Genomic DNA, 14672 nt, shown 5'->3' on the forward strand with positions numbered 1-14672 from the left:
CCTATCGGCCATGCAAAAAACACTGAAATTCAGCCACAAGATTCTCCTGGCCGCTTCGCTCATCGTGACCGCAGCCTTTGCGCTGTTCACGGCCTACAACGACTACCTGCAACGCAATGCCATCCGTGACGATCTGGAAAGCTATCTGCACGAAATGGGCAGCGGCACGGCCACCAATATCGAGCATTGGCTTTCGGGTCGTATCCTGTTGGCCGAAACCCTGGCCGAAAGCGTTGCGCTGAACCCCAGTGCCGAAGCGGTAGGTACCCTGCTCAAGCAGAAGACCCTGCTGGCCAACTTCGACTTCGCCTACCTGGGCGATGTGTCCGGCAACTACTTCCTCGAGCCGCCGGACACCATGCCCGAGGGCTACGATGCGCGCACCCGGCCCTGGTACACCGATGCCATGAACGCGCGTGGGACCGTCCTCACCGAACCCTACATCGATGCTGCCAACGGCAAGACCATCCTCACCATTGCCACCCCGGCCATGGGTGCCAACGGTCAGCCGGTGGGCGTGGTGGGTGGCGACCTGAGCCTGGACATTCTGGTCAAGACCATCAACTCGCTGGACTTCGACGGCGGTGGCTATGCCTTCCTGGTCAGCGCCGACGGCAAGATCCTGGTGCATCCCGACAGCCAGCTGGTGATGAAGTCGCTCAAAGACGTGTACCCGCAGAACACGCCACGTATCACTGACGAAGTCAGCGAAGTGGAGCAGGACGGGCGTCCGTCCATCGTTACCTTCGCCAAGGTCCAGGGGCTGCCCACGGTGGACTGGTACATCGGTCTGAGCATGGACAAGGCCAAGGCCTACGCGATGCTCAGCCAATTCCGCAGCTCGGCGGTCATTGCCACGATCGTCGCCGTGGTCCTGATCATCGCCTTGCTCGGCATGCTGATTCGCCTGTTGATGCAGCCGCTGCACACCATGGGCCGGGCCATGCACGACATCGCCGAAGGCGAGGGCGACCTGACCCGACGCCTCACCGTCCATAGTGCCGACGAATTCGGTGCCCTGGCCTTGTCCTTCAACCGCTTCGTCGAGCGTATCCACGATTCCATCCGCGAAGTGGCCTCGGCCACAGGCCAGGTCAACGAAGTCGCCCTGCGCGTGGTCAGCGCCTCGAATTCCTCGATGCTCAACTCCGATCAACAGGCCAATCGCACCAGCAGCGTGGCTGCGGCCATCAACGAGCTGGGCGCCGCTGCGCAGGAAATCGCCCAGAACGCTGCTCTGGCCTCGCAGCACTCCAGTGCCGCACGCAACCTGGCCGCCGATGGCCAGGCAGTGGTTGGCCAGACCATCAGTGCCATGAACCTACTGTCGCAGAAGATCAGCGGTTCGTGCGGCAACATCGAGAGCCTCAATGCCAGCACGGTGAACATCGGTCAGATCCTGGAAGTGATCACCAGCATTTCCCAGCAGACCAATCTGCTCGCGCTCAATGCTGCCATCGAAGCGGCACGAGCCGGTGAGGCAGGGCGCGGCTTTGCCGTGGTCGCCGACGAGGTGCGCAACCTGGCGCACCGCACCCAGGAATCCGCCCAGCAGGTGCAGGGCATGATCGAGCAGTTGCAGGTGGGCGCACGCCAGGCGGTTATCTTGATGAACGAGAGCCAAGGCCAGAGCGAGTCCAGCGTGACCATCGCCAACCAGGCCGGCGAACGTCTGGTCAGTGTGACCCAGCGCATTGGCGAGATCGATGGGATGAACCAGTCGGTGGCCACGGCAACCGAGGAGCAGACCGCGGTGGTGGAATCGATCAACGTCGATATTACCGAGATCAACACGCTCAATCAGGAAGGCGTGGAAAACCTGCAGTCCACCTTGCGCGCGTGTGCCGACCTCGAGCAGCAGGCATTGCGCCTCAAGCAACTGGTCGGCAGTTTCCGCATCTGACCGCTGGGCCCGCACCGCTGCGGCGACTTCCTGGGAAGACGTCGCCGTAGCGCTGGCCGCGTGCTACAGATCCATCGCCACGCTGAAGGTCAGGTTGCGTGGCTCGCCAGGCATTGCCCAGTAGTTGCTGTAGGAACGCTCGAAGTACTTCTCGTCCAACAGGTTGTTCAGGTTGACGCCCAGAGTGACCTTGTCGCTGGCCTTGTAGTGCGCCAGCAAGTCGACCGTGTGGTAGGCGGGCAACTCGAACTTGCCCCCCGACTGACCGGACCGGTCGCCTACGTAGGTGAACGCTGCACCGATATCGGAGCCGCGTAGCCGGCCATCCTGAAACTCGTAGACGCCCAGCAGGCTGGCACTGTTGCGTGCCACACCGAGCATGCGGCTGCCCTTGGGTACGTTGGCGTCGCCTTCGGTCACCTCGGCATCGATCCAGGCATAGGCGCCGATCAGGCGCACGGCGTCGGTCAACTGGCCGCTGAACTGCAGGTCGATGCCCTGGCTGCGTGCCTTGCCGATGGCGCGGTTGAGATTGCTCGCCGGATCCAGCGCCAGTACGTTTTCCTTGTCGATGTGAAAGGCTGCCAGGGTGGCGCTCAGGCGTTCGTCGAACAGCTCGGCTTTGAGTCCAGCTTCGTAGCCGACGCCTTCTTCGGGGTCGAACGATCGGCCGCTGGCATCCAGCCCGTTGTTGGGCTTGAACGAGGTCGAGGCATTGGCGAACACGCCCCATTGTGGTGTGAGTTGGTAAAGCAGGCCGGCGCGCTGGGTGAACGCGTCCTGGCGCTGGGTGCTGCGGTTGCCCGTGGTGTAGTCGGCGATGCGCTGGTCGAAATGCTCGTAGCGAACCCCCAGCATGCCGCGCAGCTTTTCGCTGAAGACCAGTTGATCCTGCAGGTTCAGCGCGTGGCTGCGCACATGCTCGCGGAAATCGGTGCCCGAGCGCGCACCGGTGGGCTTGGGCTGGCCATACACCGGGTTGAAGATGTCGATAGGGTAGGCGCCGGCGGTGGCCGTTACCCGTTCGTTCTTGCGGTAGTCCTCGTACTCGCTGCCAATCAACAGCTCATGCTGCACGCTGGCGGTGTCGAAAAAGCCGCGCAGCTCGACCTGGCTGATGCTGTCGTGCCAATCCATGTCGCGCTCGCGATAGCGGCGGTTGACGGTGCGTCCGTCGGCGTTGAGCGCGCGGGCCTCGCTGGCATCGCCGCTCAGCTCGCCCTGTTTGTAGTGGCTGGCCACGCGCAGTTGCCAGTCGTCGCTGAGGCGGTGCTCCAGCGTGGCCTGGATACGGTTGTTGTCGTTGTCGATGAAGCCATCGTTCGGCTCGCCCAGAAAGGTGCGTCGCGAACCGCCACCCCAACCGTTGCCAGGTGCCACCACACCGCGGTCGAACACCGACTGGTGGCGCACCAGTTCGGTCTCCACCAGCAACGAGGTATCGGGGTCGAGCTGCCAGCTCAGCGAGGGCGCCACGTACACCCGCTTGTTCTGCACATGGTCACGGAAGCTGTGGTTGTCTTCCACCGCCAGGTTGACCCGGCTAAGCACCTTGCCCTCGTCGTCGAGCGGCGTGTTCAAATCCAGGCTGGTGCGGTAGCGGTCCCAGGAGCCGGCGCTGCCGTACAGGCGAGCGAAGGAGTCGGCCTGCGGTTTCTTGCTGACGATGTTGACCGTCCCACCGGGGTCGCCCCGCCCGTACAGGCTGGCGGCCGGCCCCTTGAGCACCTCGATGCGCTCGATGCTGGACACGTCCGGTGTAGCGGGGTAGCCACGGTTGGCGCTGAAACCGTCGCGGTAGAACTCCGAGGTGGTGAAGCCGCGCACGCTGTATTCGTACAGGGTCAGCCCGCCGAAGTTGTTCTGCTGGGACACCCCACCTGCGTATTGCAGGGCCCGCTCCACGTTGGTGCTGCCCAGGTCCTGAAGAACCTGTACCGGGACCACGCTCACGGCCTGGGGGATGTCCTTGATCGCAGCGTCGGTCTTGGTCGCGCTGCCCGAGCGCGTGGCGCGGTAGCCTGTGACCGGGCCATTGGCCGTCTCCATCTCGCCGCCAGCGGTGACGCTGATGGCTTCCAGTTCAAGGGTCTCGGGTGGGGTTTCGGCATAGGCGGGCAACCCCAGCACGCTGAAGGCGAAGCCGGCCAGGGGGGCGAAGCGAGGTGAGCGCATGTGCAGCAGTCCATTGATGATTATAGTTATATTATAACGTCATGAATTGCGCCGCTGCCTAGCTCTTTTCAACATCCTCTGGAAGCGGTGTTCCTTCCTGAGCCAACCGATGTGGCGCTTGGTCGCAGCTTGGCGCTCGAGAATCATTGATCTGGATCAATAGCCGTCTGGCGGTGCGGGCAGAAAATCCGCCCACCTACCGACCCGCCCGACACCGAGTGCCACCCATGTCCGGACACTTCGACTTCCTCAAGAAACCGCTCGCCCGGGAAATCGCCGTGATTGTGCTGATCAAGCTGGTCCTGCTGCTGGGCATTCGCAGCCTGTGGTTCGACGCGGGCGTAGACGTCAACGATGACGGCACCACCGTCGGCCAGCATGTGCTCGGCTCCGCTTCCCCACCTCTCGAGAAGAACTTGAAATGATCTCCGAATCAGTCGTCGACCTCTCTCGGCTGCAGTTCGCCATGACCGCGCTCTATCACTTTCTGTTCGTGCCCCTGACCATCGGCATGGCGTTCCTGCTCGCCACCATGGAATCGGTCTACGTCATGACCGGCAAGCAGGTGTACAAGGACATGACCCAGTTCTGGGGCAAGCTGTTCGGCATCAACTTTGCCCTGGGCGTGACCACCGGGCTGACCATGGAATTCCAGTTCGGCACCAACTGGGCCTATTACAGCCACTACGTAGGCGATATCTTCGGTGCGCCGCTGGCCATCGAAGGGCTGATGGCGTTCTTTCTCGAATCGACCTTCATCGGCTTGTTCTTCTTCGGCTGGGACCGCCTCTCACGCAAGCAGCACTTGGCGGTGACCTGGCTGGTGGCGCTGGGCTCGAACCTTTCCGCGTTGTGGATCCTGATCGCCAACGGCTGGATGCAGAACCCGGTGGGCGCCGAGTTCAACTTCGTCACCATGCGCATGGAACTCACCAGCTTCACCGACCTGCTGTTCAATCCGGTGGCCCAGGTCAAGTTCGTCCACACCGTGGCCGCCGGCTACGTGACCGGCGCGGTGTTCATCCTGGCGATTTCCAGTTGGTACCTGCTCAAGGGCCGCGACATCGCTTTCGCCCGGCGCTCGTTCGCCATCGCCGCCGCGTTCGGCATGGCCTCGATCCTGTCGGTGATCGTGCTGGGCGATGAGTCCGGCTACGAGATCGGCGACGTGCAGAAAACCAAGCTGGCGGCCATCGAGGCCGAGTGGGAAACCGAACCGGCGCCGGCCGCCTTCACCTTGTTCGGCCTGCCCAACCAGGCTGAACAACGCACCGACTACGCGGTGAAGATCCCCTATGTGATGGGCATCATCGCTACTCGCTCGCTGGACAAGCAGGTCACCGGCATCAAGGACCTGGTGATCGAGCACCAGGCGCGCATCCGCAACGGCATGCAGGCCTATGCACTGCTGGGGCAACTGCGCGGCGGCGATCTCAGCGAACAGACCCTGAGCGCCTTCAACCTCGTCAAGAAGGATCTGGGCTATGGCCTGCTGCTGAAGAAATACACCGACACCGTGGTCGACGCCAGCGACGCGCAGATCGAAGCCGCCGCGCTGGACTCGATCCCCGGTGTGGCGTCGATCTTCTGGACCTTCCGCCTCATGGTGCTCAGCGGTGTGCTGATGCTCGGGCTGTTCATCTGCGCCTTCTGGGCCTCGATCCGCCGCAATGAAACGCGCAAGCCCTGGCTGCTCAAGTGGGCGCTGTTCAGCCTGCCGTTGCCGTGGGTTGCGACCCAGACCGGCTGGTACGTCGCCGAACATGGCCGCCAACCGTGGTCGATCGGTGAGGTGCTGCCCACCCACCTGTCGGCTTCCAGCCTGTCCACGGGCGACGTCTGGGGTTCGCTGCTGGCCTTGGCCGCGTTCTACACGGTGCTGCTGGTGATCGAGATGTACCTGATGATCAAGTTCACCCGGCAGGGCCCGAGCAGCCTGCACACCGGTCGCTATCACTTTGAGCGCGGGGCCGCATTGCCCCACGGTCTGCCACAGGGAGCCAACTGATGTTCGATTACGAGAGTCTCAAGCTGATCTGGTGGGTGTTGGTCGGTGTGCTGTTGATCGGCTTTGCCCTGACCGACGGGTTCGACCTGGGCGCCGCCGTGTTGATGCCTTTCGTCGGCCGCAACGATAACGAGCGCCGCGTGGTGATCAACACCATCGCGCCGCACTGGGATGGCAATCAGGTCTGGCTGATCACGGCCGGCGGCGCCTTGTTTGCAGCCTGGCCACTGGTCTACGCGGCGGCCTTCTCCGGTCTTTACTGGGCCTTGCTGCTGGTGCTGTTCGCCCTGTTCGTGCGTCCGGTGGGCTTCGATTACCGCAGCAAACTGGCCAACACCCGCTGGCGGCAGAGCTGGGATTGGGGCTTGTTCGTGGGCGGCGTGGTACCGGCGCTGGTGTTCGGCGTCGCCTTCGGCAACCTGCTGCTGGGCCTGCCGTTCCGTTTCGACGACACCCTGCGCTCCAGCTACCACGGCTCGTTCTGGCAGCTGCTCAGCCCCTTCGGCTTGCTCGCCGGTGTGGTCAGCCTGAGCGTGTTGAGCCTACACGGTGGGACTTGGCTGATGATGCGCACCGAAGGCGCCATCGCCCTGCGCGCCCGCCAGGCGGCCGTGGCCATGGCGGTGCTGTTCGTGCTGGCCTTCGGCGGCGCCGGTGCCTGGCTGGCGACCGGGCATGTGCAAGGCCTGGTGCTCAGCTCGATGCTCGATCCACAGCTGGCGCTCAACCCCTTGGCCAAGACAGTGGTCAGCGGCAACCCAGGCTGGATGGACAACTATGTACACCATCCACTGACCGCCATCGCACCGGTGCTGGGTATCCTCGGCGGTGCGCTGGCACTGTTGGCTGCCGCCGCCCGGCGAGCGTCGCTGGCGTTTGCAGGCAGCAGCCTGGCCATCGTCGGCACCCTGTGCACCGCAGGCTTCGCCCTGTTTCCGTTCGTGATGCCCTCCAGCCTCGATCCGGCGTCGAGCCTGACCGTGTGGGACGCGGTGTCCAGCCACAAGACATTGGGCATCATGCTGGTCGCCGCCGGTATCTTCGTACCCCTGATCCTCTGCTACACCCTGTGGTGCTACAGCCGCATGTGGGGGCGCGTCACCACCGCTCAGATCGAGCAAAACTCGCACAGTCTTTACTGAAGGAGCCTGACTATGTGGTATTTCGCCTGGATTCTGGGTGTCCTGCTGGCCTGCAGCCTGGGCATCATCAACGCCCTGTGGCTGGAAGCCTCCAACGCGCTGGACGAGGAACCTGTGGATGAACGTTGAAGCCGCACCTGCGCTGCGCACCCCCGGCTGGCGCTGGCTGTCATTGCTGCTCGCCGGGCCGATCAGTCTGGTGTTGCTGCTGCACCCGGTGGCAGTGCTCGACGCCCAAGGCCAGTACAGCCACGGTCTGCTGACCCTGACGATGTGGGGCATCGCCGCCGGTTACGTGCATGGGGTCGGCTTCGACCCGCGTGCCTGGGCGTGGCGGCTGATCTTTCACCCGGTGCTGGGATGGGCCTTGATGGCCCTGGGTTACTGGGTACTGTTGCGTAACCTCTGAACCCACCCACAACGGTTGTTCAGGCCGCGCGACGCAGCGAGATGAACATGGCGTCGTCGGCAAGGATGGCGGCGATCATCGCGCCGGTTTCAGCCAGGCGCCGGGCCAGGTCCTCATCCGGGATGTGCAGGTCCCAGCGCGTCGGGTTGTCCGCCGGCATCGGCATGTTGTCGACTTCGCGCAGCGCAGCAAGGAACGCGGCAGGCTGCGGCAAGTAGGTGGTGAAACCGTCGCCCTTGAGCGCAGCGGTATGGATGCCCAACTGTGCGCAGACCTGTGCCTTGGCGGCAATGTCGTCACGGTCGGCCTGGCGCGACTGCTCGATGAGCGCCGCCAGCGGTGCGTCCACCAACTGTCCGCCGGCAATCAGCGCAGGGCCCGTGGCCCAGGCTTCGCTGGGGCAGTCCTTCATGTCCGGACGCAGGGGAATATGCGGGTTGATCTCCATCGGGTAGATCCGGCACACCAAAGGCCGCTCGGCGTAGATACCGCAGCGGTTGTCGGCGTTCAGATTGCGGCAGGGGCCCAGGTTGTAGGCGGCGAAGGTGATCGACACGTAGGCGGGCGCGCTGCCGCACAGCACCGGCAGTGAACGACGGCGTGCATGTTCCTGCTGCGCGTGGCTGAGGTTGAGGCTGTGCAGGCCGGGGCCGTTTTCCAGGAAGGCTTCGAGCAGCACGATCAACTGACCGCCATCTTCCGCCCAGCCGCGGGCCTCGGCCAGGGTCAACGGTACGTGATGATCGCTGCAGCACTTGCCGCAACCGGTGCAAGAAAAACGTGTGTCCATGCAAACCCCGTCTGAACTGGATGAATGACGAAAACATGGCGCTTCGTCATCAGTGAGAGGGGAGAGAGCAGATTCCGTGCCAGCCTGGCTTCAGCCGCCGAGCAGGTCGTGGGCGTCCAGCAACCTGTACGCCACTTGAGGGTTCTTTTCCAAACCGCGACGAATCGCTGCCGGAATCGCTTGCCGGGTCTTGCGGCACAGGCCCGGCAATGCCTCGATGTGGATGGCGATGCCACGCATGCTGCGCACCGTGCTCGACCCCGGCGTGACGTCCACGCGCAGTCCCAGCTGATCGAAGATGCGCTGTTGCAGGCGGCGCAGTTCGTCCAGGCTTTCCACGTTCTCGAGCCGTTCGAGCAGGCGTTTCTCTTCCTCGCGGGTCAGGCGCAGGATGCGCCAGTCCGCATCCGGTGACGCGTGCAGGCGTTCGCGCTCGCAGATGCAAGCGCCGGGTGGGCAGGGTTGGCGAGCGATAGGGGCCATGTTCATGACCAGCAGCATAGCCATCGCACGGGGTATTTGCACAGGGGCTGTCGACAGGCCGACTGCTCGTCCATACTGGCGCGAATTCATTCTTCGCCAAGGCCTTACATGTCCAGAAGCCGGCTCGCTGTGCGCCATGGCGCACTGAGCATCCTCCTCGTACTGCTCGCTGCCTGTTCCAGCCAGCGCGGCAGCCAGGCCCCGGCGCCTTCGCCCGAGCAGGTTCGGGCCAAGCTCGTGCAACTGTTGCCCGGCAAGGTCGCCGACCGCGAAGGCTGGGCCGCCGATATCGAAACCGCCCTGAACGTGCAGGGCATTCCCGGTACCGATGAAAACCTCTGCGCCGTGCTGGCAGTGGCCGAGCAGGAGTCTACGTTTCAGGTCGACCCCACCGTACCGGGGCTGGGCAAGATCGCCCGCCAGGAAATCGATCGCCGCGCCGGTCGCGTGCACGTGCCCGGCTTTTTCGTCGATACAGCCTTGGGCATCCGATCGCGCGACGGCAAGTCCTATGCGCAACGACTGGAAGCCGCACGCTCGGAGAAGCAGCTCAGCGAAATCTTCGATGACTTCACCGGCATGGTCCCCTTGGGCCGGCAACTGTTCGGCACCTTCAACCCCGTACGCACGGGCGGGCCGATGCAGGTCAGCATCGAGTTCGCCGAAAAGCACCGCGCAGGCTACCCCTACACCGTGGACGGTTCGATTCGCCGTGAAGTGTTCACCCGGCGCGGCGGCATGTACTTCGGCATCGCCCATCTGCTTGGCTATCCGGCCAGCTACGAGCGACCCCTGTACCGCTTTGCCGATTTCAACGCCGGCTGGTACGCCAGCCGCAACGCTGCGTTCCAGAATGCCGTGAACCAGTTGTCCGGTGGCCGCCTGGCGCTCGACGGCGACCTGATCCGCTACGACTCCAGTGCGGCGAGCAACACCGAGCTGGCGGTACGCGGTCTGGGCAACCGCTTGAGCATGAGCGACCGCGACATTCGCCGTGGCCTGGAAGAGGGTGAAACCCTGGATTTCGAAAGGACCACGCTCTATCAGCGCACCTTCGCCCTGGCCGACAAGGCCGCAGGCAAGCCGGTGCCGCGGGCGATCCTGCCGGGCATCAAGCTGCAGAGCCCGAAGATCACCCGCAACCTGACCACGGCCTGGTTCGCCCAACGGGTCGACGAGCGCTACGCCCGCTGCATGACCCGTGCCCGCTGAGCGCTCGGGCCGTGCTCAGTCGGCCCGTAGCAGCAGGGGCTCGGCCAGGCTGTAGCCAAAACCGCGCAGGGTCTGCAGAGCCTGCGGGCAATCGAGTTGAGCCAGCTTGCGGCGCAGGTTGCACACGTGGCGTTCGATCAGGGCGGTCTTGGGCGCAAGGCCCGCGCCCCACAGTTGGTGCTCGATGGACTCCCGACTGACCGCTCCGGGCGTACTTGCCAGCATGGCCAGCAGGCGATGCTCGCTGACCGTCAGATTCTGCTGGCGCTTGCCCCGTCCGATCACCAGCCGCGAGGGCGATAGCCACAAGCGCGAGGGCGGCAGCAGCGCAGCACGCGAACGTGGACGGGTCAGTGCGTGCAAGCGCGCCAGCACCTCGGCAGGGGCGACCGGCTGCGCCAGGCAGGCATCGGCCCCGGCGCGCAGGGCGGCAATACGCGCCTGACGATCGTCGTTGGCCAGCAGCACCATCACCGTAGCGGCGCCTCGGTGCGCCAGGCAGTGTTCCAACAGCCCGTGCCCGGCGTGTTCCAGTGCCAGCACGATGAACCCGTACCGGCCTTGCGCCAAGGCCGACGCGGCCGCGGCCAGGCCAACCGTGCACAGTGTGCTGTCGTGTTCCGCCAGCCCACGTTGCAGGGCCAGATCGGGCGTATCGCTGATGTAGAGCAGGTTCATATCACACCAATGCTTTGCTTTGCCGGCACCACAGGGTCATCCGCGTGCCACCTTGTTCGCTGCTGCCCACTTCGAGGGTAAACCCGTGCAGCTTGACCACGGCCGCCACGATTGACAGCCCCAGGCCGAAACCGCTGTGCTGGCCATCGCCCTCGCAGCGATAGAAACGTTGAAAGATCGCCTCACGTTCCTCGGGCGCGATGCCCGGCCCGCTATCGCTGATCTCTAGCCGCGTGGCGCCGTTTTCCGCAGTAGCACGCAGCACCACCAGGCCGTCGGCCGGGGTGAACTTGATGGCGTTACTGAGCAGGTTGCCGACGGCTTCGAACAGCAGCGCGCGGTCACCATGCAGCATTGGCAGCGTGTTCGGCACGTCCAGGCGCAGATTGATGCCCTCGTCTTCGGCCAGGGGCAGGTAGAAGTCGTGCAGTTCGTGCAGCAGCGGTTGCGGGTCGAAGGAAATGAAGCCCGAACGGCGGCGGTGGTCCTCGATCTCCGAGATACGCAACAGCCCGCGAAACCGCGCCATCAGCGTGTCGGTTTCGGCAATCACTTCGTCCAGTTGCAACGCCTGGCGCGAATCCGCTGGCGCCTCCTGCTGGATGCGGTACAGCTGGGCCCGCAGGCGGGTCAGGGGCGTACGCAAATCATGGGCGATGTTGTCACAGACGCCCTTGACTTCGATCATCAGCTGCTCGATGCGCTCGAGCATGGCATTGACGATGGCCGCGAGCATGTCCAGTTCGTCGCGACGGTCCGACAACGGCAGGCGGGTGGTCAGGTCACCTGCCACGATCGCATTGGCGCTCGCCTCGATGGCGCGGATCCGTCGCAACGGCCGGCGGCGCAACAGATGCCAGCCGGCAATGCCCGGAATGATCGTCAGGGAGATTCCCCACAGCAGTGCGCGCAGAATGATGTGGGTTACCGCGAACAACGAGCCGTTGTCGCGCACCAGTACCAGCCAGCGGCCATCCAGGGTGCGCATGGCCACCGCGTCGCAGCTGTTCTGCGGCATTTGCGGATTGTCGCTGTCCAGGCAACTGTCCAGGTCGTGGATACGGCCGTCCAGCGGCAGGCCGCGCGGCACCTGCAGCAACTGGCCGGACAACGGTCGCAGTTGCAGGTCGAACAGGCCATAGGCGTCGAACGTGCGGTCGTCGAACGCTTCGCTGGCGGCCAGCGCTTCGTTCAGCGCTTCGCCGTGAAAACGCGAGAACAGATGTTGACGCTGCATCAGGGAGTGCCGCGCCAGGTCGGCCAGGTAGGTCGAGACCTCGTAGTACAGCACCCCCATGAGAAGGCTGCTCCAGGCCACGAACAAAAAACTGTAGAGCGCCAGCAGCCGACTGCTGGAAGAACGCCAGCCTTTAGACAGGTTCGGCAATGACATAGCCGGAGCCTCGCACGGTCTTGATCAACGGTGCGGTGCCCGGTGGGTCGATCTTCTTGCGCAAGCGGCCGATGTGTACATCGATCAGGTTGGTGCCCGGGTCGAAGTGATAACCCCAGACTTCTTCGAAGATCATCATGCGCGTCAGGATCTGCCCGGCATTGCGCATGAGGAACTCCAGCAGCTTGTACTCGGTGGGCAGCAGGTTCAACGCCTGCTCGCCACGGCGTGCCTCGCGTGTCATCAGGTCCAGGGTCAGGTCGGCCACGCGCAGCGTATTGTCGGCGGCGGCCACTGCGTTGTTGCGGCGCAGCAGTACCTCGACCCGCGCCGCCATCTCGTCCGACGCGAACGGCTTGGTCAGGTAGTCGTCGCCACCGGCGCGCAGGCCGCGCACGCGTTCATCCACATCCGACAGCGCGCTGATCATCAGGATGGGCGTACTCACGCCGATGGTGCGCAGGGTCGTGACGATGGCCAGGCCATCCAGCTCCGGCAACATGCGATCCAGGGTGATCACGTCATAGTTGCCGCTGACCGCCTTGACCAGTCCCTCGCGGCCGTTGTCCACCCAGTCGACCTGCAGGCCGTGGCTGCTCAGTTCCGCCACGATTTCCCGAGCGGTCACGGCATCGTCTTCGATGGTCAGTACGCGAGTCATGTTGGTCTCTACCCGATGATGTCTGCTGAGGATGGCGGCATTGTGACAACAATCCGCGCCGGGCTCGTTGAAGTTTTTTTCATCTTGCGCCACCTCTTCGTTTCTGGCCAAGGGCAAGGGCCTGCGCCGACTCCGCGCCGACGAGCGACGGGTCAGCTCCACGGTTCTGCTAAAGCCTTGCCGATTCGGGCCGATGTAACGGTCACAGACCATTGGGACGCAACTGCCATGACCACCCTGAGCAACATCGCCAACACCTTGAGCATTCGCCCTGCCGCTGTCAGCACTGTCGCCTCTGCGCCCGTAGCGGTCACCGACGGTGAGGCAGCAGAAGCCGTCGGCACGTCTACCGCAAGCGAGCAGGGCGCCCCGGTCGGTGGAGCAGGTGGCGCAGGCGCCGCGCAGAGCAGCAGCGACACCTCGGACACGATCAAGCAACTGCAGAAGCAGATCGCCGAGCTGCAGAAACAGTTGCAAGAGCAGCAACAGGAGATGGCCCGTATCCAGGCCAGCCAGCAAAGCGAAGACAGCAAGGCCGCCGCCGTGGCCGCCATTCAGGCCCAGGTGGTCGCCACCTCCGCAGGCCTGCAGACCGCCACCGCCGCACTGCTCCAGGCCATGCAGGAATCAGGCAGCAGCACCGCGGGTTCCATGGTCAGTACCACGGCCTGAGGCCCACGGGCTGCTTGCTCCGATCAGCTCGCGCGCAAGCGCGAGGCAGCGTCGAGTAGAGGTCGGTTCCGTCAGTCCGCGGCCTGGCGCATCTGTTTTTTCTGCGCCTTGTAGTCCATCGCCGCCGCTGGCGGCGCGCTGCTCTTGCCGGTTTCCACCCATTTGCGCAGGCGGCTGGCATCGGCAAAGTGCGTGTACTTGCCGAACGCATCGAGGATCACCATGGCCACCGGCCGACCGCCCATGCGCGTTACCAGCACCAGGCAGTGGCCCGCCATGTTGGTGAAACCGGTCTTGGTGATCTTGATGTCCCAGTCATCCTTGTTGATCAGATGATCGGTGTTATGGAAGCCCAGTGTGTAGCTGGGCTTCTTGAACGCCACGGTCTTTTCCCGAGTGGTGCTCAACTCGCTCAGCAACGGATACTGCTGTGCTGCCACCAGTAGCTTGGCCAGATCGCGGGCGGTCGACACGTTGCTGGTCGACAGCCCGGTCGGCTCCACATAGCGTGTGTGGGACATGCCCAGCGACCGCGCCTTGGCATTCATCGCCGCAATGAACGCGCCGTAGCCGCCCGGGTAATGATGCGCGAGGCTCGACGCCGCGCGGTTCTCCGACGACATCAGGGTGATGAGCAGCATGTCCCGGCGATTCATCTCGCTGCCCAGCTTGACCCGCGAGAACACACCCTTCATTTCCTTGTTGTGGGTGATGTCCACGGAAATCACTTCGCTCATCGACTGCTTGGCGTCCAGCACGACCATGCCGGTCATCAGCTTGGTGACCGACGCGATAGGCACCACATGGTCGGCGTTGTTCTCGTAGACCACCTTGTTGGTCTGCAGATCGATCAGCAGGGCACTGCCCGAGGCCAGGTGCAACTGCGATGGGTCGCGCGGGATGGCGGCTTTTTCCGCCGCTTGCAGGTTTGGGGCGGCAACGAAAGTAGTCAAAGCCAACAACAGGCTGAAAAGAGATAGCGGGGTCTTCACGCGGAGCGCTCACTGAAAAAAGAGGTCGATCGGGCTGAGGGTCGAGGCGGGGTCGAGAGTGTCGAATGTCACACGGCCGGAGTATGGCAAAGCGCCTGTCGATTGTCGCGCCCGGTAAGGTGCGTTGCGTGAAGAAAACATCATCCAGTGCACA

Annotated in this window: 15 protein-coding genes; 8 read left to right on the forward strand and 7 right to left on the reverse strand. The window is 63.9% G+C overall.

What is annotated here, in order from left to right:
• Positions 1–10 precede the first annotated feature (10 nt).
• Positions 11–1903, forward strand: coding sequence for a methyl-accepting chemotaxis protein (locus tag LT40_RS02725; RefSeq protein ID WP_043186184.1), 1893 nt, complete (start codon positions 11–13; stop codon positions 1901–1903).
• 63 nt (positions 1904–1966) lie between these two features.
• Here the strand turns inward: LT40_RS02725 and LT40_RS02730 are convergent, their stop codons facing one another.
• Entirely contained in the window at positions 1967–4078 is a 2112-nt protein-coding gene (locus LT40_RS02730) for a TonB-dependent siderophore receptor (RefSeq protein WP_043186186.1), read from the reverse strand.
• A 227-nt stretch (positions 4079–4305) separates the two neighbouring features.
• Here LT40_RS02730 and cydP point away from each other — a divergent pair, with 227 nt between their 5' ends.
• Genes cydP through LT40_RS02755 form a run of 5 tightly spaced genes read left to right on the forward strand, consistent with a single transcriptional unit; the run spans position 4306 to position 7637 of the window.
• Positions 4306–4503, forward strand: coding sequence for a cytochrome oxidase putative small subunit CydP (gene cydP, locus LT40_RS02735; protein ID WP_043186189.1), 198 nt, complete (start codon positions 4306–4308; stop codon positions 4501–4503).
• The gene (locus LT40_RS02740) at positions 4500–6086 is read left to right on the forward strand and encodes a cytochrome ubiquinol oxidase subunit I (protein ID WP_043186191.1); all 1587 of its coding nucleotides are present in this window, start codon (positions 4500–4502) and stop codon (positions 6084–6086) included. Before cydP ends, LT40_RS02740 begins: the two co-directional genes overlap by 4 nt.
• Positions 6086–7228, forward strand: coding sequence for a cytochrome d ubiquinol oxidase subunit II (gene cydB / locus LT40_RS02745; RefSeq protein WP_043186193.1), 1143 nt, complete (start codon positions 6086–6088; stop codon positions 7226–7228). Before LT40_RS02740 ends, cydB begins: the two co-directional genes overlap by 1 nt.
• Positions 7229–7240: 12 nt before the next feature.
• Entirely contained in the window at positions 7241–7357 is a 117-nt protein-coding gene (cydX, locus tag LT40_RS21060; protein ID WP_043186195.1) for a cytochrome bd-I oxidase subunit CydX, read from the forward strand.
• Positions 7347–7637, forward strand: a complete 291-nt coding sequence (locus LT40_RS02755; RefSeq protein WP_043186199.1) for a cyd operon YbgE family protein — start codon at positions 7347–7349, stop codon at positions 7635–7637. Before cydX ends, LT40_RS02755 begins: the two co-directional genes overlap by 11 nt.
• Before the next feature lie 19 nt (positions 7638–7656).
• Here LT40_RS02755 and LT40_RS02760 read toward each other — a convergent pair whose 3' ends face one another.
• Both LT40_RS02760 and LT40_RS02765 read right to left on the reverse strand, forming a co-directional pair.
• Positions 7657–8427 carry a YkgJ family cysteine cluster protein gene (locus LT40_RS02760; RefSeq protein WP_043186203.1) on the reverse strand — a complete coding sequence of 257 codons (771 nt, stop codon included), beginning with the start codon at positions 8425–8427 and terminating at the stop codon, positions 7657–7659.
• 90 nt (positions 8428–8517) lie between these two features.
• A complete protein-coding gene (locus tag LT40_RS02765) occupies positions 8518–8916 on the reverse strand; it encodes a hypothetical protein (protein WP_084139868.1) in 399 nt (132 codons plus the stop codon).
• 102 nt (positions 8917–9018) lie between these two features.
• Here LT40_RS02765 and LT40_RS02770 point away from each other — a divergent pair, with 102 nt between their 5' ends.
• Complete coding sequence (locus LT40_RS02770) at positions 9019–10122, forward strand: DUF1615 domain-containing protein (RefSeq protein ID WP_043186206.1); 1104 nt, start codon at positions 9019–9021, stop codon at positions 10120–10122.
• A gap of 15 nt (positions 10123–10137) precedes the next feature.
• Here LT40_RS02770 and LT40_RS02775 read toward each other — a convergent pair whose 3' ends face one another.
• From LT40_RS02775 to LT40_RS02785, 3 genes are read right to left on the reverse strand one after another with little or no spacing between them, the layout of a single operon-like run.
• Positions 10138–10800, reverse strand: a complete 663-nt coding sequence (locus tag LT40_RS02775; protein WP_043186209.1) for a response regulator transcription factor — start codon at positions 10798–10800, stop codon at positions 10138–10140.
• Between the two features lies 1 nt (position 10801).
• Positions 10802–12193, reverse strand: coding sequence for a sensor histidine kinase (locus LT40_RS02780; protein ID WP_043186210.1), 1392 nt, complete (start codon positions 12191–12193; stop codon positions 10802–10804).
• Positions 12171–12854: a response regulator transcription factor gene (locus LT40_RS02785; RefSeq protein ID WP_043186214.1), complete on the reverse strand. Its 684-nt coding sequence runs from the start codon at positions 12852–12854 to the stop codon at positions 12171–12173. The genes LT40_RS02780 and LT40_RS02785 overlap by 23 nt, the downstream gene beginning before the upstream one ends.
• Before the next feature lie 228 nt (positions 12855–13082).
• Between LT40_RS02785 and LT40_RS02790 the strand changes: the two genes are divergently transcribed.
• Complete coding sequence (locus LT40_RS02790) at positions 13083–13526, forward strand: hypothetical protein (protein WP_043186216.1); 444 nt, start codon at positions 13083–13085, stop codon at positions 13524–13526.
• A gap of 71 nt (positions 13527–13597) precedes the next feature.
• Here the strand turns inward: LT40_RS02790 and pbpG are convergent, their stop codons facing one another.
• Positions 13598–14518, reverse strand: coding sequence for a D-alanyl-D-alanine endopeptidase (gene pbpG, locus LT40_RS02795; RefSeq protein WP_043186219.1), 921 nt, complete (start codon positions 14516–14518; stop codon positions 13598–13600).
• Between the last annotated feature and the right edge of the window lie 154 nt (positions 14519–14672).

The organism is Pseudomonas rhizosphaerae, assembly GCF_000761155.1.
GTDB lineage: Bacteria > Pseudomonadota > Gammaproteobacteria > Pseudomonadales > Pseudomonadaceae > Aquipseudomonas > Aquipseudomonas rhizosphaerae.